Genomic DNA, 18,008 nt, shown 5'->3' on the forward strand with positions numbered 1-18,008 from the left:
TTAGCGGTTCTTCTTGGGGGGACCGCGCTTGACGGCTTCCTGCAGCGTGGTGCCCAGCTCGGCGGGGCTCGCGGCCATCAGGATGCCCGCGGCCTCCATCGCCTTGATCTTCTCCGTGGCCGTACCCTTGCCGCCGGAGATGATGGCGCCCGCGTGGCCCATGCGCTTGCCCGGGGGCGCGGACTGACCGGCGATGAAGCCGGCGATGGGCTTGGTGAACTCGCGCGCGACGTACTCGGCGCCAGCCTCCTCCGCGCTGCCGCCGATCTCACCAATCATGATGACGGCGTCCGTCTCCGGGTCGGCCTGGAAGAGCTTGAGCACGTCCACGAAGTCGGTGCCGTTGACGGGGTCGCCGCCAATGCCCACCGCGGTGGACTGGCCCAGGCCCAGCTGCGTGAGCTGGTGCACGGCCTCGTACGTCAGCGTACCGGAGCGCGACACCACGCCGATGCGGCCCGGCTTGTGGATGTGGCCCGGCATGATGCCGATCTTGCACTTGGCGCCGGGGGTGATGACGCCCGGGCAGTTGGGGCCGATGAGGCGCACCGGCTTGCCCGCCAGGTAGCGCTTGGCGCGCACCATGTCGTTGACCGGGATGCCTTCGGTGATGGTGATGATGAGGGAGATGCCCGCGTCCGCGGCCTCCATGATGGAGTCAGCGGCGAAGGGCGGCGGCACGAAGATGACGGACGTGTTCGCGCCCGCCTGCTTCACGGCGTCGGCCACGGTGTTGAACACGGGGACCTTGCCCTCGAAGGAGGTGCCGCCCTTGCCCGGCGTGACACCGCCCACAATCTTCGTCCCGTACTCCAGCATCTGCTTGGCGTGGAACGAGCCCGCCGAGCCGGTGATGCCCTGGACGAGGACCTTCGTGTTCTCGTTGACGAGGATGCTCATGGCGTTCTTTCAGGAAAGAGGGAGCGCAGGCCCTACTTGATGGCCGCCACGGCCTTCTCGGCCGCCTGGCGCAGGTTGTCCGCGGGAGTGATGGCCAGCCCGGAGTTGCGAAGCAGTTCCTTGCCCTGCTCCACGTTGGTGCCTTCCAGGCGCACGACGAGCGGAATCTTGAGCTGCACTTCCTTCGCCGCCGCGATGATGCCCTCCGCGATGACGTCGCACTTCATGATGCCGCCGAAGATGTTGACGAGCACCGCCTTGACCTGCGGATCCGCGAGGATGAGCTTGAAGGCCGCCGTCACCTTCTCCTTGCTCGCGCCGCCGCCCACGTCCAGGAAGTTGGCCGGAGCGCCGCCCACCAGCTTGATGGTGTCCATGGTCGCCATGGCCAGGCCGGCGCCGTTCACCATGCAGCCGATGTTGCCGTCCAGCGCGATGTAGGCCAGGTCGAACTCCTTGGCCTGCGTCTCGCGGGGCTCCTCTTCCGCCAGGTCGCGGTACTCCAGCAGATCCTTGTGCCGGTAGAGCGCGTTCTCGTCGAAGGTCACCTTCGCGTCGAGCGCCACCACGCCGCCATCCTTCAGGATGACCAGCGGGTTGATCTCCACGAGGGACGCGTCCGTCTCCATGTACATCCGGTAGAGCGCGGAGCAGAACTGCACGAACTTGTTCACCGTGGGGCCCGTCAGGCCCAGCCCGAAGGCCAGCTCGCGGCCCTGGAAGTCCGCGAAGCCCACCGCGGGGTCGACCACCGCGCGCAGGATCTTCTCCGGGTGCTTCTCCGCCACTTCTTCAATCTCCACGCCGCCCTCGGTGGACGCCATGAAGGTGACGCGGCTGGTGGCGCGGTCGAGCGTCACGCCCAGGTACAGCTCACGGCCGATGTCCAGGCCCTGCTCGATGTAGACCTTGTGGACCTTCTGCCCTTCCGGGCCGGTCTGGATGGTCTTGAGCATCATGCCCAGCATCTGCCGGGCCAGCTCCTTGGCCTCCGCGGGGCTCTTGGCCAGCTTCACGCCGCCGCCCTTGCCGCGGCCGCCCGCGTGGATCTGCGACTTCACGACGACGACGGGCGTCGCCAGCTCCTTCGCCGCGGCCTCCGCCTCATCGGGAGAGAGCGCGAGGATGCCGCGCGGCGTGGGCACGCCATACTTCCGGAAGAGTTCCTTGCCCTGGTACTCGTGGATCTTCATCGAATCTCCGGGTGGGACGAGGGGAGACGAGGACAGCCCTGATAAAGGGCGTCAACGCGGGCCCTCATTGCGCAGAAAGCGACGGATGGCAAGGCCGTTTGGCCCCCAGCGTCGCGGTGGGACACAGGCCTTGCCTCCGACATAACCCCCGGTGTCCGCGAGGATGAGGCGGCCTTCACTTGTACGGCCACGGCCCCGCCCGGCCCCCTGTACCAAAAGGGTGCCAGCACGGGGCCGCGAGGAAGCCAGGTCGGCGGGGCGGGAAGGACTACCCCGGACCGCTCGACTCCTTCTGCTCCTCTTCCTTGAAGAAGATGTCCTTGATCATCAGCTTGCTCACCTCGCGGTTCATCACCGCGATGGAGGTCGTGAGGGGGATCTCCTTCGGGCAGACCTTCACGCAGTTCTGCGCCTTGCCGCAGTCCTGGATGCCGCCGGGGCCCATGAGCGCGCGCGTGCGCTCCTCCGCGTTCAGCTTGCCCGTGGGGTGCATGTTGAACAGGCGGGCCTGGCTGATGGGCGCGGCGCCCATGAACTCGTTGTCCTGCGTCACCTGGGGGCACGCCTCCAGGCAGCTGCCGCAAGTGATGCACGTGGACAGCACGTACATCACGGACTGATCCTTCTGCGACTGGCGCGGGCCGGGGCCCAGGTTGTACGTGCCGTCGACGGGGACCCACCCCTTCACGCGCTTGAGCGACTCGAACATGCGGTCGCGGTCCACGGTGAGGTCACGCACCACCGGGAACTTCTTCATCGGCTCCAGGGTGATGGGCTGCTGGAGCTTGTCCACCAGCGCGGAGCACGCCATGCGCACCCGGCCGTTGATGTTCATCGCGCAGCTGCCACACACCTCTTCGAGGCACGCGGCGTCCCAGATCACGGGGGCCACCTTCTTGCCCTCCGCGGTGACGGGGTTGCGCTGGATCTCCATCAGACAGGAGATGACGTTGGCGCCCTTGCGATAGGGGACCTTGAACTCGTCGAAGTGACCCGGCTTGTTCGGATCATCCTGACGCCAGATGCGGAAGGTGACGGTCTGGGTGCTGACGGCGCTGGCCTGTGCGGTGTCCATGATGCGGATGCCCTTCCCTTCACTGCCAAATCAGGTGGCGGATACCCGCGCCGCCAGAGCGCGCGCGGGACCGGAAAAACGAACGCCCCGCGTTACGCGTACCAGCGCGGCTCGGGATCCAGCACGGGCGTCGGCAGGTCCTGGTAGGAGATCTGCGGGCCCTGGGCGGCGTAGGTGGCGATGGTCGTCTTCGCCCACTTCTCGTGGCGCTTGCGCCACAGCTCCATCCACGACGGATCCTCGCGCGGGTCCTTCGACTTCGGCTCCGGCAGGGAGAAGTCCGGCTTGTAGTGGGCGCCGCGGCTCTCGTCGCGCAGCAGCGCGCTGGTGGCGATGACCTCGCCCAGCTCCAGCATGTTCCACACCTGGTTGGTGTACGAGAGCGCGCGGTTGGCGACGACGCCCGTGTCCAGGACGTTGACGCGGCTCCAGCGGTCCTTCAGGTCGCGGATGCGCTCCACCGTCTTCTTCAGGCGGTCGTTGTAGCGCACCACGGTGCAGTTCTCCGTCATCACCTCGCCCAGCTCCTTGGCGATCTGGTACGGGTTCTCCTGCCCGTTCATCTGCTTGATGGTGGCGAACCGGTCCTCCCAGTAGCGCTTCGCGTCCGCGAAGTACTTCTCCGGCATCGCCGCGGCGCTGGTCGTCTGGTTCTTGGCGAAGGCCGCCATCGCCGGGCCGCCGATCATGCCCGAGTAGATGCACGACAGCAGCGAGTTGGCGCCCAGGCGGTTCGCGCCGTGGAAGGCGGAGTCCGCCTCGCCGGCCGCGTACAGGCCCGGGATGCGCGTGCTCTGGTTCACCGGGCTGCCGTCCACCGGGATGTTCGTGGCCGGATCCGACTGGAAGGAGACGTGCAGGCCGCCCATCGAGTAGTGCATGCCGGGGAAGATGACCATCGGCGTGTGGCGCGGGTCATCTCCGACGAACTTCTCGTAGATCTCCATCACGCCCTTGATCTTCGCGTCGAGCGTCTTGGCCGGGATGTGCGTCACGTCCAGGTACACGCCGTCGCGCCCGCCCAGGCCCATGCCCAGGTCGCGGCAGACCATGAAGATCTCCCGGGTCGCCACGTCGCGCGGCACCAGGTTCTTGTACTTGGGGTACTTCTCTTCCAGGAAGTACCAGCGCTCGCTCTCCGGGATGTCGCGGGGGGCGCGCACGTCGCCCTTCTTCTTCGGCACCCAGACGCGGCCGCCCTCACCGCGGACGGACTCGCTCATCAGGCGCAGCTTGTCCTCGCCCGGGATGGAGGTGGGGTGCACCTGGATGAACTCGCCATTGGCGTACAGCGCGCCTTCCATGTACGCGCGGCCCGCGGCGGTGCCGGTATTGATGATGGAGTTGGTGGAGCGCCCGAAGACGATGCCGGGGCCCCCCGTCGCCAGGCACACGGCCTCCGCCGGGAAGGTGCGGATCTCCATGGTGCGCAGGTCCATGGCCACGCTGCCGATGCAGCGGCCGGACTCGTCCTTCACCGTGCCCAGCCACTCCCAGTACTCGTACTTGGTGACCTTGCCCTCGGCCTCGTAGCGGCGCACCTGCTCATCCAGCGCGTAGAGCAGCTGCTGACCGGTGGTGGCGCCCGCGAACGCGGTGCGGTTGTGCAGGGTGCCGCCGAAGCGGCGGAAGTCCAGCAGGCCTTCCGGCGTGCGGTTGAACGTCACGCCCATGCGGTCCAGCAGGTAGATGATGCCGGGCGCCGCGTAGCACATGCCCTTCACGGACGTCTGCTCCGCGAGGAAGTCGCCGCCGCGCAGCGTGTCCTTCACGTGGATGTCCGGGTGGTCGCCTTCACCCTTCGTGTTCACCGCGCCGTTGATGCCGCCCTGGGCACAGACGGAGTGCGAGCGTTTGACCGGGACGAGCGAGAGCACGTCCACCTGGTGACCCGCCTCCGCCAGCTTGATCGTCGTCATCAGCCCGGCGAGACCGCCGCCCACCACCGTGAATCGCGCTGCTGCCGCCATCATCGTCTCCTTGAACCGCCGGACGCCGAGCGCAGGCCAGGTGGCGCGCTGCTGCTGTCGCGCACCCGCTCCCGCTCGAGGTTCGTCCCGTGCCAGCCCTACACGCTAGTTAACTTGGAAAAGTACCGCCGCAACGACGGTGGATCGAGCAATAAGCCCGGATCATTCACGGCATCAGGCCCGGGCCCGCCAGCTGCACTCCGGCGGGCCCCGGCCGACACACGGGGATTACAGCTTGACGAGTTCGACCGTGCCCTTGACGGACTTGAAGGACTTGTCGAGCTCCGCCTTCTCGGCGTCGTTCAGGTCCACCTCGATGATCTTCTCCACGCCGCCCGCGCCGATCTGCGCGGGGACACCGAAGAAGAAGTCGTTGATGCCGTACTGGCCCTTGAGGAGGGCGGCGGCCGGCAGCACGCGCTTGCGGTCGAAGAGGAAGCTCTCCGCCATGGCGATGGAGGAGGAGGCCGGGGCGAAGTAGGCGCTGCCCGTCTTGTAGAGGCCCACCAGCTCCGCGCCGCCCTTGCGGGTGCGGTCGATGATGGCGTCCAGCTTGTCCTTGGCGATGAGCTGGGTGAGGGGCACGCCGCCCACGGTGCTGTGGCGCACGAGCGGGACCATGTCGTCGCCGTGGCCGCCGAGCACCAGCGCCTCCACGTCACGGATGGAGCAGTTCAGGGCCTCGGCCACGAAGCACTTGAAGCGGCTGGTGTCCAGCACGCCCGCCATGCCCACGACCATGTTGTCCTTCAGGCCGGCGATCTTGTGGAGCGCGAACACCATCGCGTCCAGCGGGTTCGCGACGTTGATGACGAAGGCGTCCGGGGCGTGCTGCTTGATGTTGGCCGCCACGTCCTTCATGATCTTCAGGTTGACTTCCAGCAGGTCCTCGCGAGACATGCCCGGCTTGCGAGGCACGCCGGCCGTGATGATGATCACGTCCGAGCCCGCGACGTCCTTCCAGTCCGTGGAGCCGGTGACGCGGCAGTCGTAGCCGTCCACCGCGGAGAGCTGGTTGATGTCCAGCGCCTTGCCCTTGACCAGACCCTCGGCCACCGGGATGTCGTAGAGCACCACGTCGCCAAGGTTCTTCTGGACCGCCAGCAGCGCCAGGTTGCCGCCGATCTGACCGCCGCCGATGAGGCCGATCTTCTTCTTGCGATTCTGAGCCATGGTTTCGCCCTCTTGCTTGGGGTGGGAACTACATGTGCTTGATGATGGCCTGACCGAACTCCGAGCACTTCACCTCGGTCACGGACTCCTTCGTCTCCAGCTTCATCAGGCGAGCGAAGTCGTACGTCACGGTGCGCGCGGCGATGGCCTTGTCCATGCCCTTGATGATCAGGTCCGCGGCCTCGTTCCAGCCGAGGTGACGGAACATCATCTCGCCGGAGAGGATGACCGAGCCCGGGTTCACCTTGTCCAGGTCCGCGTACTTGGGCGCGGTGCCGTGGGTGGCCTCGAAGACGGCGTGGCCGGAGACGTAGTTGATGTTGCCGCCCGGCGCGATGCCGATGCCGCCCACCTGCGCCGCGAGCGCGTCCGACAGGTAGTCGCCGTTGAGGTTCAGCGTGGCGATGACGTCGAACTCATCCGGACGGGTCAGCACCTGCTGCAGGGTGATGTCCGCGATGGAGTCCTTGACGATGATCTTCCCGGCGGACACCGCGGCCTTCTGCTCGGCGTTGGCGGCCTCCTCGCCCTTGGCGGCCTTGGTGGCCTCCCACTGGTCCCAGGTGTAGACCTTGTCACCGAATTCACGCGCGGCGAGGTCGTAGCCCCACTTGCGGAACGCGCCCTCGGTGAACTTCATGATGTTGCCCTTGTGGACCAGCGTCACGCTCTTGCGCTTGAGGTCCACCGCGTACTGGATGGCGGCGCGCACCAGGCGCTCCGTGCCTTCCTTCGACACGGGCTTGATGCCGACGCCCACGTTCGCGGCGAAGCGGACCTTGCCCGCCTCCTTGGGGAACTCCTGCTTGAGCCAGCCCAGGAACTTCTCCGCCTGCGCGGAGCCGGCCTCGAACTCGATGCCCGCGTAGATGTCTTCCGTGTTCTCACGGAAGATGACCATGTCCACCTTCTCCGGCTGCTTCACCGGGCTGGGCACGCCCTTGAAGTAGCGCACGGGCCGCAGGCAGACGTACAGGTCCAGCATCTGGCGCAGCGCCACGTTCAGGGAACGGATGCCCCCGCCCACCGGCGTCGTCAGCGGGCCCTTGATGCCCACCAGGTACTCGCGGAACGCGGCGACCGTCTCGTCCGGCAGCCAGTTGTTCACCTGCTTGAAGGACTTCTCGCCGGCCAGCACCTCGTACCAGGAGATCTTCTTCTTGCCGCCGTACGCCTTCTCCACCGCCGCGTCGAACACGGCCTGCGAGGCCTTCCAGATGTCGCGGCCGGTGCCGTCGCCCTCGATGAAGGGGATGATCGGGTTCGCCGGCACGTTCAGCTTGCCGTTTTGCAGGGTGATCTTCTCGCCAGAGGGAGGCGCCATGACCGCAAACTCCTGAGTTGGACCGGGTATTGAGAGGCGGCGGATAGTCGGGAACCCGCCCCCGGTCGTCAAGGAGTTTGGCCGCGCGCCCCATGGGAGCCGGCGCACCCGCGGTGCGTCGCGCTTATCGCAGCCAATGGTCCGGAAAACAGGTGTGCTTTTCCGGGATTTCAGGGGCGACTAGAAACTCGCGAGCCCGGGCGCTGGCAGTTGGACGCTCACGCCCGTCCCCTCGTCCAGCTGCTCCAGTGACAGCTCGCCGCCCATGGCGTCCACCAGCTCCCGTGCGCGGGCCAGCCGCCGCTGGGGGCCTCCGACGCGCAGGGGCGACAGCACCACCGAGCGCGTTTCCCGCTCGGACAGGTTCACGCCCGGGATCACCACCTGGAAGCGCGGCCCCACGTCCCCGAAGTCGTCCGGCGGATCCACCACCACCCGCACCGCGGGAGCCTCTGGCGTCATCGCGTCCACCGCGTGCGCGACGAGCAGCAGCAGTACCTGCTCCAGCCGGCGGCGGCTGACCCGGGCGATCACCGGCGCTTCCGGCAGCTCCAGGGTGACCTCCACGCCGTGCAGGCGCCGCGTCGCCCCGAGCAGCTCCAGCGCATCGCGCACGGACACCGCCACATCCACCTGGAAGACGTCCGGGAGGTCCACCGGCTCCAGCCCCTGCACGGAGGAGGACCCTCCGTCCGCCGGCGACCCCTTCGCATCGAGCGCTGCGCTCATTCGCGTCTCCCTCTCCCCGGGACTGAGCCTTGGAGACCGACCATAACGGCCACCTCTGACAGTCGTCCATTGCCCGTTGACCCGGCACGTCTGCCAGCTTTTTCAGTTTGAGGAGGGTTACAGCCGCGCGCCATCTTGCTGATATGGATGCATACTCTGGGTCCGCCTTGCTCCTCGGAAAACCCGTATATGTCCAGTCGATTAGGACCCGGGGTGAGTCAAGCCGAGCGGCAGAAAAACAGCCCTGGCATATAAATTCGATTTGACTGTTACGGCCGAGTTCCCCATGATGCGGTTCCAGAATCCAGAGCCGTCAGCGTCTCCAGGAAATCAGGGAGGAAGTGTTGTGCTCGCAACATCGCCGACCACGAATGGTGTCGCTGCCCGCAAGAGGGGAGTCCTGACGATGGACGGAGGGATCCCGGCTTCCTCGAAGTTCAAGCATGCGATCGAATTCGGCAGTGGCGACGCGCTGCGCAACGTGATTCCCCTCCCCCCTGCGGAAGCGGCGCTCGATGACTCGGGCTATTCGCTGCACGGCACCGGCCCCACGGCCATCACCTGCGCGGTGGGCCGGCCGGACGCGGTGCTGGGTGAGGTGACGCGGCTGTCCCCCACGGTGGTGTGGGTGGCGCCGCGGCAGCCCCTGATGGACACGTCGGAGGCGCGCACCTTCCCGGTGTACCTGGCGTGCAATGGAGCCACCATCGGACCGCTCAACGGCGCCTTCATCCGCACGGACACGGACGTGGCCAATTCACCGGTGGGGCTGCAGTTGGTGGGGGTGACGCTGGAGCAGGGTCGGGAGATCCTGGGCTTCCTGGCGGACTCGCTGCGCCGGGGCGTGGCGGAGCCGGCCGCGTCCGCGCTGCCCGTGCAGGACACCATCTGCGACGCCGAGCGGATCCGCTCCATCTTCGTGGCCATCTGCGCGTCCGGGAACAAGGGCGTGCTGCGCCGCCAGGGCCGCGTGGTGCGCATGGTGCTGGAGCGCTTCCACGCCGCCACCGGACAGCTGGAGTGGCGCACCGAGGAGGCCACGCCGGACTGGGGCGACCCCGCGTACGACATCGACGTCATCGGCTACAACTCCGCGTACCGCATGCGCGCGGAGACGGGCCACGGCGAGGGGGACCGCCTCTTCACCACCCTGCCCGACCAGCTGTTCCGCATCCGGCACCGCTGGCACCGCCGCGTCCCCGCCCCCGAGGGCGTACACGCGCGCTTCCACCACCCGCTTTGGCGGGAGCTGGGGCTGATGCGGCGCGAGGTGCTGGATCTCTCCTTCTCTGGCCTGTGCGTGCGCTGCCAGCCGCAGGACCTGATGTTCCCCGGCCTGCTGCCGCCGCTCATCGAGCTGGAGCTGGGCGACGGCCAGCGGGTGAGCGTGCGCGGGGAGATCCGCTACGTCAGCGGCATGCGCGAGGACGGCACCGTGCTGTGCGGCCTGAGCGTGCTGCCCTACTCGTCCGACGAGGCGCGCTGGGTGCGCTTCGTGTCGCAGACGATGTCCCCGGCCACGCGCACCAGCGAGGGCCTGGTGGATCAGCTCTGGGAGCTGTTCAACCGCTCCGGCTTCTTCAGCCTGGGTGGCAGCTCGCCGGAGGAGTTCGAGGAGCTGAAGGCCAACTTCGCGTCGCTCGCCAAGCGCGCCGCCGAGGTGCCGCAGCTGTTCTGCCAGGCGGTGTGGCCGTCCGAGCGCGGCATCGAAGCGACGCTGTCCTTCACCAAGCCGTACCGCCACGCGTGGCTGGGCCACCAGGTGGCGAAGCGGCCCGGCAAGCCGCCGGCGGGGGTGCAGGAAGCAGGCGCCATCATGCGCGACATCTACCTGCGCACGTTCGAGCACCCGCAGAGCGACCCGGACTTCCACTGGGTGGTGGCCTACGTGGAGGCCCTCAACCCGTGGATCGCCAAGGCGCACGTGCGCTACGCGCAGCGGCAGATGGAGGCCGGCTCGGGTCTGGCCTACACGCGGAAGATCCAGAAGATGAAGGCCTTCAGCCACGAGATGACCGGCCGCGTGCACCCGTACGAGGTCGGCCCCGCCACCGCGAGCGAGCTGAGCCTGCTGGCCGCGACCATTGGCCAGCAGTTCCCTGAGTGCTACGTGGAGTCGTTGGATCTCACGCGGGACCGGCTGGACATGACGCCCGTCACGCAGAAGTGGAAGAGCTTCGGCATGGAGCGGGAGCGCTCCATCCTGGTCGCGCGCCGGGACGGCGTGCCCTGCGCCGCCGCGGTGGTGGAGCTGGGGCAGCTGGGCGCGAACCTGTTCCGCCTGCTTGACAACACGCGCCTGTTCTCCCTGCTGGGGGATGGAACGCGCGCGTACTCGGCCCTGATGGACGCGGCCCGGCGCTGGTACGCCGCGCGCAACCGCCCCTCCTTCCTCTACCTGCGCGAGGACGAGGGCGGCGACTACGTGCAGGAGTGCGGCCTGCACGACGGCCCGGATCCGTACCTGTGGATCATCTCCTCGAAGCTCGTCCCCGACTTCCTGGAGCACATCAGCGAACTCACCATCGGGCGCCGCGGTGCCCACTCCCGTTAAGGAGCCGTCCCCCATGAGCAAGCCCCTGGTCGAATCGCAGTACCTCCCCCACGTCACCGACGTCCGCCACCTGCTGGCGACCGGTCCCCACGTGACGACCCTGCTGGATCCGAACGTGGACCCCGCGCTGCTGGAGGCCTTCCTCATCCAGTTGTGTGCCCTGGGCGTCTACATGACGGAGCCCGTGGACGGGTGGATCCGCCGCGCCGGGGAGTCCTGTGTCCGCGCGGGGATGGCGGAAGTGGGCGAGAAGCTGATCATGCACGCCAAGCACGAGGCCGGTCACCACCTGATGATGGTGGAGGACACGAAGAACCTCGTGGCCAGCTGGAACACCCGCCGCTCTCCCAAGCTGGACGCGGAGGCGCTGATCGCCCAGGCCCCCACCCCCGCCATGCAGGAGTACCGGCAGATCCACGAGGAGACCATCGCGGGCCCCATGCCGGGCGGCCAGGTCGCCATAGAGTATGAAATCGAGAACCTGTCCGTGGTGTTCGCGCCCCGGCTCATCGAGCAGTGCAAGCGCGTGCTGGGCCCGGACGTGATGAACTCGCTGTCGTTCATCAAGGAGCACGTGGAGCTGGACGTGGGCCACACCGCCCTCAACGAGCTCATGCTCAACAAGCTGCTCGGCCAGAAGCCCGAGCACGCGACCACCATCGCCAAGACGGGCGCCCGCGCGCTGGACATCTACCTGCGCTTCTACGGCGACTGCATGGCGAAGGCGCGGCAGATGCTCCAGGCCGCCGCCGCCTGAGACGCCGAAACGACGACGGGCGCCGGAGCCTCAAAGGCCACCGACGCCCGTCCGTCCGCCAGGAACGGCCCCGGAGGCTCAGGCCCCGAGCGATGCCGCCCGGCGTGAGGCGCGGCTGCCCCTGCGGGTGAAGGGCCGGATGTCCTGCTTCAGCGCCGCGTGGACCTGCGCGACCCCCGCGTGGTTCGTGGCCGCGTAGACGTAGCGGTCCGGCCGGAGGACGACCACGTCCGCCGCGTGCTGGGCGAACCAAGCGCCGAGCTTGCCATCCAGATCCACCACCTCCCCCGAGCGGCCCGCGCCCGAGCGCGCCGCGGGCGCCACCGACAGCCACACGCCGCCAATCTCCTCCGCCATCGTCTTCGCGGCCTGCTGCACGTCCGCGGGCGCCCCCGGCCGCGTCAGCACGGCGAACCGGTGGCCGATGACGTCGTCGAGCGGGCGCTCCCCTTCCTCGCCGTGCTCCACGCGCGGCTGCGGGAAGTAGGCCCCCTCCGCCGCCTGCTTGGACTTGCCGCGCTTGCCGCCGAAGAGGAACCCCTCCGCGTGGAAGAGGTTCGGCTTCATCTTGTACTCGCGGATGAACGGGCCGGTGACGGGCATGTGGTACAGCAGCTTGATGAAGGCGTTGCGCGCGCGGGCCATCAGCGGGCCTCCCGACGACAGCATCGCCCCCAGCGAGTCCGACAGGCGCATCATCTCCGCGGCGTGCGGCCGGCGCTCCACCTCGTAGGTGTCCAGCAGCGACGCGTCCGCCGCGCCGCCCAGCACGTGCGCCAGCTTCCAGGTCAGGTTCGCCGCGTCGCGCAGGCCGGAGCACAGGCCCTGTCCCAGGAAGGGCGGCATCAGGTGCGCCGCGTCCCCGAGCAGGAACACGCGGCCCACCCGCCACTTCTCCGCCATGCGGCTGTGGTAGGCGTAGAGGTTGACGCTCTTCACCTTCACCGAGTCCGGGTCGATGAACGGCGCGATGATGCTCCGCACGTACTCGGCGGTCTGCACGTACTCCAGGTCCTGCCCCGGCTTGACCACCGTGTCGAAGCGCATCTCGTCGTGCGCGGTGCGCGTCACGATGCCCACGCGCTCCGGCCCGCAGGGGTAGTAGGTGAAGTCCGGCGCCGACGACGGCGTCTCCACGGAGATGGCCAGCGCGTGCTCCAGCGCCGTGGTGCCCTCCAGCTTCAGGCCCAGCCGCCGGCGGATGCCGCTCTTGGCGCCGTCGCACGCCAGCAGGTAGCGCGCGCGCACCGTCAACGTGCGGCCGGACGTGTTGTCCTTCACGCGCACCGACACGCCGTCCTCATCCTGCATGAAGGACTCGACTTCGTGACCGCGCCACATCGAGACGTGCGCGAAGCGCTCCAGGCCCCGGTGCAGCGAGGCCTCCAGCCGCGGCTGGTTGAACAGCGCCCCGATGTAGTGACCGTTGGGCCGCTCCACCTTGGTGAAGTCCACCTCGGCGAGCATCCGCATCTCGTCATCCACGTAGGTCATCTTCAGGCACGGGTGGAAGCCCGGCCCCAGCTCACCCGTGATGCCGGCGGCCTGGAAGATGCGCTGCGCTTCGTCGTCCGCGTTGATGGCCCGGGACTGCGTGTGCGGCGTGATCTCCTTCTCGATGACCACGGTGCGCAGCCCGTACTGCCCCAGCAGGTTCGCCGCCATGGCACCCACCGGGCCGCTTCCGACGACGATCACATCAACAGATTCCGGAGCCATTACTCCCTCCCGTTGTGTGCGAGCTGATCCGCTTTGAACCGCGCGACCCACCGACCGAAGCCCCCCCTCGGTCGCAGGTCATGATACCGACAAACACTGACCACCCCACTTCGGATCCGCTGTTTCAACACGATCCAGGTGGCCCGCCCCGCCAGCCGAAACATCCGCCCGGCCCCGCCCCGCCGCCCTCCTGATAATCAAACGCACCCCTCTGAAAACCTTGCAGGCCCCGCATGCACTTCCGTCCGCGCGCGCGCCGCTGTCTTCCTTTCGGGTCGTGATTTCTTGCAACGCTTCAAAGTTTCGCGACAGCCACATGAATTCGATGGCTGGGTGGGTATCCTGAGCATGCGGATGTATGCCGGTGAACCCGGAAGGCGCCTCTTGTACGTCGCACCGGACTGGGCGACAGTGCCGGGGCCGTCCTCCCCCCTGAGCCCCTTGGAGCGCCCAGCGATTATGCCCAGACTGCAACTTTTTGAATTAGAGGATCAGCCCTGGTTCCCGAAGGTGCTTCGCCGGGGGGTGACGGACTTCCTCGCGTACGTGTGGAGCCTGTCGGACGACCGCTATTCGGAGTTCGTGAAGCGGCTCAAGGGCGCGATGGCGGCGATGGGTGAGACGCAGCTGCTGGACATGGCGTCGGGCAGCGCGGGGCCGGTGCCGAAGCTGCTGGAAATGCTGGAGACGCAGGAGGGCTACCAGGCGACGGCGCTCCTGACGGACCTGTATCCGGAGATCTCCGCGTTCGAGAAGGCGAAGGCGGCGAACCCGGGGAAGATCGACTTCGTGACGACGCCGGTGGACGCGACGGCGGTGCCGGCGACGTTCAAGGGCTTCCGCATCATGTGCAACTCGTTCCACCACCTGCCGCCGGACATGGCGCGCAAGGTGCTGGCGGACGCGGTCGCCCAGCGGCGCGGCATCGCCATCATGGAGCTGGTGGAGCGGCGCGGGCCGGCCATCGCGATGACGGCGGCGGCGCTGATCAACGTGCCCCTGACGACGCCCTTCATCCGCCCCGTCCGCGCGGACCGCCTGGCGCTCACCTACCTGATGCCGCTCATCCCTCTGGCGGCCGCGTTCGACGGCGTGGTGTCCTGTCTGCGCACGTACTCCGTGGAGGAGATGCGCGAGCTCACCCAGGGCCTGGGCGACGACTACGTCTGGGACATCGACCGGCTCACCAACCCCGGGAACCCCTTCGGCTTGATGATGCTCATCGGCCGACCAGCCAATCCCTCCCAAGCCTGAGGCTCCTGTCAGCGAGAGGTCACTGACGCCCCAGGCCAACGCGAGGCGTCGTGATTTCCTGGATTGAAGGGCGTTCAATGGCCGCTCCTTCAAGGAGGAGCAGGCACATGGAATGGCTCGAGTTCAAGCGCTGGTCTCCGGAAGTGCAGCACGCGCTGGCACTGCAGGCGGCCCGGTTGGGCCAGACGGCGATGCACGCCGAAGCGCCGAGGCAGTCCACCGCGATGGTCGCGGCGCACCGCCTGTGTACGCTGCTGCGCAAGTATCCGCGGACCAACCCGTGGGGCCACCCCGCGTCGGAGTGCTGAGCCGCTGACGTCTCCGGCCCGTCCGTGGACTCGCCACGGGCGGACCGGAGTCCAGGTGGGGCTCAGGCCCCCATGGGGGTCCACTCCACGCGCAGGTGCTGGATGGAGCGGAGGGTGAGGTTCTGCATGGTGGCGAAGTCCGGGTTCGGCGCCAGGCGCAGGTCCGGCATCTGATCCAGCAGCATGTTGGTGGCGATGAGCGCCTCCAGCCGGGCCAGGGGCGCGCCGATGCAGAAGTGGATGCCCCGGCCGAAGCCCAGGTGCGACGGGTGGTGGCGGGAGATGTCGAAGCGGTCCGCGTCCGCCAGGAGCGCCGGGTCGCGGCTTCCCGACGCGTAGAGCAGCAGCAGCCGCGAGCCCTTGGGCAGCGCGACGCCCGCGAGCTCCACGTCCTCCGTGGTGGTGCGGATCATCCCGTGCGCCACCGAGTCGAAGCGCAGGGTCTCCTCGATGAGGTGGGGCACGAGCGAGCGGTCCTCGCGCAGCCGCTGCCAGAGGCCGGGCTGGAGCAGGGCCTGCTTCCAGCACTGGGCCAGCAGCGCTGTCGTCGTCTCATGGCCCGCCGCCAGCATGCTGCCGGCGATGGCGATGATCAGCTCCGGTAGCGTGAGCGCTTCGCCGTCCGCGTCGGTGGTGACCAGGTAGCTGATGAGGTCATCACACGGCTCATCGCGGCGCTCCCGGATGAGGCGGGCGACGTAGTGCTGGAAGGTGACCCAGCTGCGCGCGAGCGGCGGCTGCTCCTCCGCGGGGACGCGCGTGAAGATCATCCGGAAGAAGTCGTCACACCAGCGCTTGATGTCGGCCATGTCCTTCTGGGGCACGCCCGCCATGCCCAGGATGACCCGCACGGGCAACGGGTACGCGAACTGCGTCACCAGGTCCGCGTGGCCCTGGTGCGCGAACGCGTTGACCAGTTCCTGCGAGACGGCATGGATGGGCGCCTCCTGCGCGGCGATGCGCTGCGCGGAGAACCCCCGCCCCATCAGCTTGCGCAGCCGCGTGTGCGTGGGCGGATCCGAGTTGAGCAGGCTGTCCGCCAGGGGATAGCCCTCGGCGAGGATCGAGAGCGTCTCCGGCGCCAGCACCGACCCCACGTTGCCCATGTCCGCCGACGAGTAGCGCGACGGATCCTTGAGCACGTGGCAGATGTCGTCGTACCGGCTCACCAGCCACATCCCCAGCATGGGGTTGTAGCTGACAGGCGCGTCCTGTCTCAGCTGCGCGTAGAAAGGATGTGGATCCTCGACGTGGGGTCCCGCGAACGGGTTGTACTGGGCGCCCAGATGGGGGCACTTCATGGCGCCAGTGGCCCTGTTGCCATGCACGTCGGGTTGATTCGCTTCAGACTGTCCTTCTGCCTTCACTGCTTCCACTGCGGTACTCACCGTGAGCTTCCTCCCAGGATGCCCCCCACGGATAATGAATCTAGTCTGACCTGACAGGTCTTCTCAGCGAGTCCCGTGAACCCCACCCGTCCTGGAATCCGGGGCGTTCAAGACCCTGACTGATACATGGGATGAGACATGGCGTCCCGCCGGAGCACGGAGCGCTCCACCTTGCTCATCGCGTTGCGCGGCAAGGTTTCGATCTCAACGAAGCGCGTGGGGACCTTGAAGCGCGCGAGCGACTGGCGGCACCACGCGTCCAGGTCCTCGGGCAGGGAATGGCCCGAACGCAGGACGACGAAGGCCACGGGGACCTCGCCCCAGTGGGAGTCTGGCACGCCGACGACGGCGGACTCCGCGATGGCGGGGTGGTTGGCGAGCACGGCCTCGATCTCCGCCGGGTAGAGGTTCTCCCCTCCGCGAACGATGAGGTCCGTGCGGCGGGACAACAGGGTGAGACGGCCTCGCGCGTCGAGGACGCCCACGTCCCGCGTCCGCAGCCAGCCGTCGTGGAAGGCTTCGCGCGTGGCGTCGGGCTGGTTCCAGTAGCCGACCATCACCGTGGGGCCTCGGACCTCCACGTCCCCCTCGTGCCCCGCGCCGAGCGGTGCGCCATCCGCTCCGACGACGCGGACCTCCAGGCCCGGCAGCGGCGGGCCGGCGGTGCGGCCATCGGCCTCCTGGGGGCGCTCGGTGGTGGCCTGGGAGCAGGCCTCGGTGAGGCCGTAGGTCTGGAGCGCCCGGAGCCCCGCGGCCCGGGCGCGCGTCAGCAGTGCCGTGGGGACGGGACCGCCGCCAATCAGCGCGCACTCGAACGTGACGGGCAGCGTGCGATCGTGTCGCGCGTCGAGCACGCGCTCCAGCGTGGTGGCGACGAAGCTGGCGTGCGTGGCGCCGTCGACGTCGATGGCTCGGTTGACTGCTTCCGCGTCGAAGCGCTCGTGCAGCAGGAGGCAGCCACCCTCGTAGGCGGTCCGCGTGAGCATGGCCAGGCCGCCGACGTGGAACAACGGCAGCGTGCCCAGCCAGCGCGGCGCGGCGTGCCGGCCCAGGTTCGCGGCGGAGCCCTGACACGACGCACGGAAGGCGCCTTCCGTGAGCACGGCGCCCTTGGGCCGGCCCGTCGTCCCACTCGTGAAGAGGATGACCCGAGGCGTTTCCGCGTCCCAGGCCCGTTCAGGCACGGAGGTCGCGACCATGCCCTGCGTGAACGCCTCCAGTGCCTCCGCGCCCGTGAGCCGTTCCCGCAGGGAGCCGAGCGCCAGCGTCAGCTTGGGCTCCACGGCGTCCACCAGGGGACGCAGCTCCGCGGAGGTGAGCCGGGCGTTGAGCGGCGCGAACACCGCGCCCACGCGGCCCAGGGCCCAGAAGAGGAACGTCACGCTGGGGTGGCTCGTGGACAGGAGCGCCACCCGGTCGCCCTGCCCGACTCCGCGCGCCACCAGGGCTTCCGTCCAACGCGCCACCTCCGCGTCCAGCATGCGGAAGGTCCAGGTCTGCTCCAGGAAGCGCAGGGCCTCCGCGTCCGGGGTCTGTCGCGCGCCTTCGCGAATGGGACAATCGTGGTTCATCGGCAGGTCCTTCCGGGGCGGCGCCCCACGAGCGCGAACGCGCGCACGCTCGGAAGGGACCGCCGTGGCTCATCCTCACGCGCCTTCGGGATG

14 protein-coding genes are annotated in these 18,008 nt (G+C 68.3%); 4 read left to right on the forward strand and 10 right to left on the reverse strand.

From position 1 onward, the window contains the following. The 7 genes from sucD to GTY96_RS09345 all read right to left on the reverse strand — a co-directional run bounded on the left by sucD (window position 1) and on the right by GTY96_RS09345 (window position 8,364). Window positions 1-900 carry a succinate--CoA ligase subunit alpha gene (gene sucD / locus GTY96_RS09315; protein WP_143900667.1) on the reverse strand — a complete coding sequence of 300 codons (900 nt, stop codon included), beginning with the start codon at window positions 898-900 and terminating at the stop codon, window positions 1-3. A gap of 32 nt (window positions 901-932) precedes the next feature. Continuing rightward, the gene (gene sucC / locus GTY96_RS09320) at window positions 933-2,093 is read right to left on the reverse strand and encodes an ADP-forming succinate--CoA ligase subunit beta (protein WP_143900669.1); all 1,161 of its coding nucleotides are present in this window, start codon (window positions 2,091-2,093) and stop codon (window positions 933-935) included. A 268-nt stretch (window positions 2,094-2,361) separates the two neighbouring features. Next, window positions 2,362-3,168 carry a succinate dehydrogenase iron-sulfur subunit gene (gene sdhB, locus GTY96_RS09325; protein ID WP_161664508.1) on the reverse strand — a complete coding sequence of 269 codons (807 nt, stop codon included), beginning with the start codon at window positions 3,166-3,168 and terminating at the stop codon, window positions 2,362-2,364. A 92-nt stretch (window positions 3,169-3,260) separates the two neighbouring features. After that, the gene (gene sdhA, locus GTY96_RS09330) at window positions 3,261-5,138 is read right to left on the reverse strand and encodes a succinate dehydrogenase flavoprotein subunit (protein ID WP_161664709.1); all 1,878 of its coding nucleotides are present in this window, start codon (window positions 5,136-5,138) and stop codon (window positions 3,261-3,263) included. Between the two features lie 228 nt (window positions 5,139-5,366). Beyond that, on the reverse strand, window positions 5,367-6,311 hold the full coding sequence (mdh, locus tag GTY96_RS09335) for a malate dehydrogenase (RefSeq protein WP_143900673.1): 945 nt from the start codon (window positions 6,309-6,311) through the stop codon (window positions 5,367-5,369). A 28-nt stretch (window positions 6,312-6,339) separates the two neighbouring features. After that, entirely contained in the window at window positions 6,340-7,635 is a 1,296-nt protein-coding gene (gene icd, locus GTY96_RS09340) for an NADP-dependent isocitrate dehydrogenase (protein ID WP_143900675.1), read from the reverse strand. Window positions 7,636-7,815: 180 nt separating this feature from the next. Further along, window positions 7,816-8,364, reverse strand: coding sequence for a histidine kinase (locus tag GTY96_RS09345; RefSeq protein ID WP_161664509.1), 549 nt, complete (start codon window positions 8,362-8,364; stop codon window positions 7,816-7,818). Window positions 8,365-8,770: 406 nt separating this feature from the next. Here GTY96_RS09345 and GTY96_RS09350 point away from each other — a divergent pair, with 406 nt between their 5' ends. Together GTY96_RS09350 and GTY96_RS09355 are read left to right on the forward strand one after the other, a co-directional pair. Beyond that, window positions 8,771-10,918 carry a hypothetical protein gene (locus tag GTY96_RS09350; protein ID WP_186001862.1) on the forward strand — a complete coding sequence of 716 codons (2,148 nt, stop codon included), beginning with the start codon at window positions 8,771-8,773 and terminating at the stop codon, window positions 10,916-10,918. 13 nt (window positions 10,919-10,931) lie between these two features. Next, window positions 10,932-11,675 carry an iron-containing redox enzyme family protein gene (locus tag GTY96_RS09355; protein ID WP_143900681.1) on the forward strand — a complete coding sequence of 248 codons (744 nt, stop codon included), beginning with the start codon at window positions 10,932-10,934 and terminating at the stop codon, window positions 11,673-11,675. 78 nt (window positions 11,676-11,753) lie between these two features. On the opposite strand, the gene mhpA is transcribed toward GTY96_RS09355, so the two are convergent. Continuing rightward, the gene (mhpA, locus tag GTY96_RS09360; protein WP_161664510.1) at window positions 11,754-13,394 is read right to left on the reverse strand and encodes a bifunctional 3-(3-hydroxy-phenyl)propionate/3-hydroxycinnamic acid hydroxylase MhpA; all 1,641 of its coding nucleotides are present in this window, start codon (window positions 13,392-13,394) and stop codon (window positions 11,754-11,756) included. A gap of 459 nt (window positions 13,395-13,853) precedes the next feature. Here mhpA and GTY96_RS09365 point away from each other — a divergent pair, with 459 nt between their 5' ends. Beyond that, entirely contained in the window at window positions 13,854-14,648 is a 795-nt protein-coding gene (locus GTY96_RS09365; RefSeq protein ID WP_143900685.1) for a class I SAM-dependent methyltransferase, read from the forward strand. 107 nt (window positions 14,649-14,755) lie between these two features. Beyond that, the gene (locus tag GTY96_RS09370; protein WP_143900687.1) at window positions 14,756-14,956 is read left to right on the forward strand and encodes a hypothetical protein; all 201 of its coding nucleotides are present in this window, start codon (window positions 14,756-14,758) and stop codon (window positions 14,954-14,956) included. 62 nt (window positions 14,957-15,018) lie between these two features. Here GTY96_RS09370 and GTY96_RS09375 read toward each other — a convergent pair whose 3' ends face one another. Then, window positions 15,019-16,257, reverse strand: coding sequence for a cytochrome P450 (locus tag GTY96_RS09375; RefSeq protein ID WP_143900688.1), 1,239 nt, complete (start codon window positions 16,255-16,257; stop codon window positions 15,019-15,021). 194 nt (window positions 16,258-16,451) lie between these two features. Further along, window positions 16,452-17,915 (reverse strand): o-succinylbenzoate--CoA ligase, encoded by a 1,464-nt coding sequence (menE, locus tag GTY96_RS09380; protein ID WP_161664511.1) that lies wholly within the window; start codon window positions 17,913-17,915, stop codon window positions 16,452-16,454. Window positions 17,916-18,008: the final 93 nt, after the last annotated feature.

This window comes from Corallococcus silvisoli (assembly GCF_009909145.1).
Classification (GTDB): Bacteria; Myxococcota; Myxococcia; order Myxococcales; family Myxococcaceae; genus Corallococcus; species Corallococcus silvisoli.

Bases quoted from the DNA above. Each gene is read 5' to 3' on its own strand.
- mdh (WP_143900673.1), bottom strand. From the start codon at position 6,311: ATGGCTCAGAATCGCAAGAAGAAGATCGGCCTCATCGGCGGCGGTCAG.
- GTY96_RS09355 (WP_143900681.1), top strand. From the start codon at position 10,932: ATGAGCAAGCCCCTGGTCGAATCGCAGTACCTCCCCCACGTCACCGAC.
- GTY96_RS09370 (WP_143900687.1), top strand. From the start codon at position 14,756: ATGGAATGGCTCGAGTTCAAGCGCTGGTCTCCGGAAGTGCAGCACGCG.
- menE (WP_161664511.1), bottom strand. From the start codon at position 17,915: ATGAACCACGATTGTCCCATTCGCGAAGGCGCGCGACAGACCCCGGAC.
- mhpA (WP_161664510.1), bottom strand. From the start codon at position 13,394: ATGGCTCCGGAATCTGTTGATGTGATCGTCGTCGGAAGCGGCCCGGTG.
- GTY96_RS09375 (WP_143900688.1), bottom strand. From the start codon at position 16,257: ATGAAGTGCCCCCATCTGGGCGCCCAGTACAACCCGTTCGCGGGACCC.
- GTY96_RS09345 (WP_161664509.1), bottom strand. From the start codon at position 8,364: ATGAGCGCAGCGCTCGATGCGAAGGGGTCGCCGGCGGACGGAGGGTCC.
- icd (WP_143900675.1), bottom strand. From the start codon at position 7,635: ATGGCGCCTCCCTCTGGCGAGAAGATCACCCTGCAAAACGGCAAGCTG.
- GTY96_RS09365 (WP_143900685.1), top strand. From the start codon at position 13,854: ATGCCCAGACTGCAACTTTTTGAATTAGAGGATCAGCCCTGGTTCCCG.
- sdhA (WP_161664709.1), bottom strand. From the start codon at position 5,138: ATGGCGGCAGCAGCGCGATTCACGGTGGTGGGCGGCGGTCTCGCCGGG.
- sdhB (WP_161664508.1), bottom strand. From the start codon at position 3,168: ATGGACACCGCACAGGCCAGCGCCGTCAGCACCCAGACCGTCACCTTC.
- sucC (WP_143900669.1), bottom strand. From the start codon at position 2,093: ATGAAGATCCACGAGTACCAGGGCAAGGAACTCTTCCGGAAGTATGGC.
- sucD (WP_143900667.1), bottom strand. From the start codon at position 900: ATGAGCATCCTCGTCAACGAGAACACGAAGGTCCTCGTCCAGGGCATC.
- GTY96_RS09350 (WP_186001862.1), top strand. From the start codon at position 8,771: ATGGACGGAGGGATCCCGGCTTCCTCGAAGTTCAAGCATGCGATCGAA.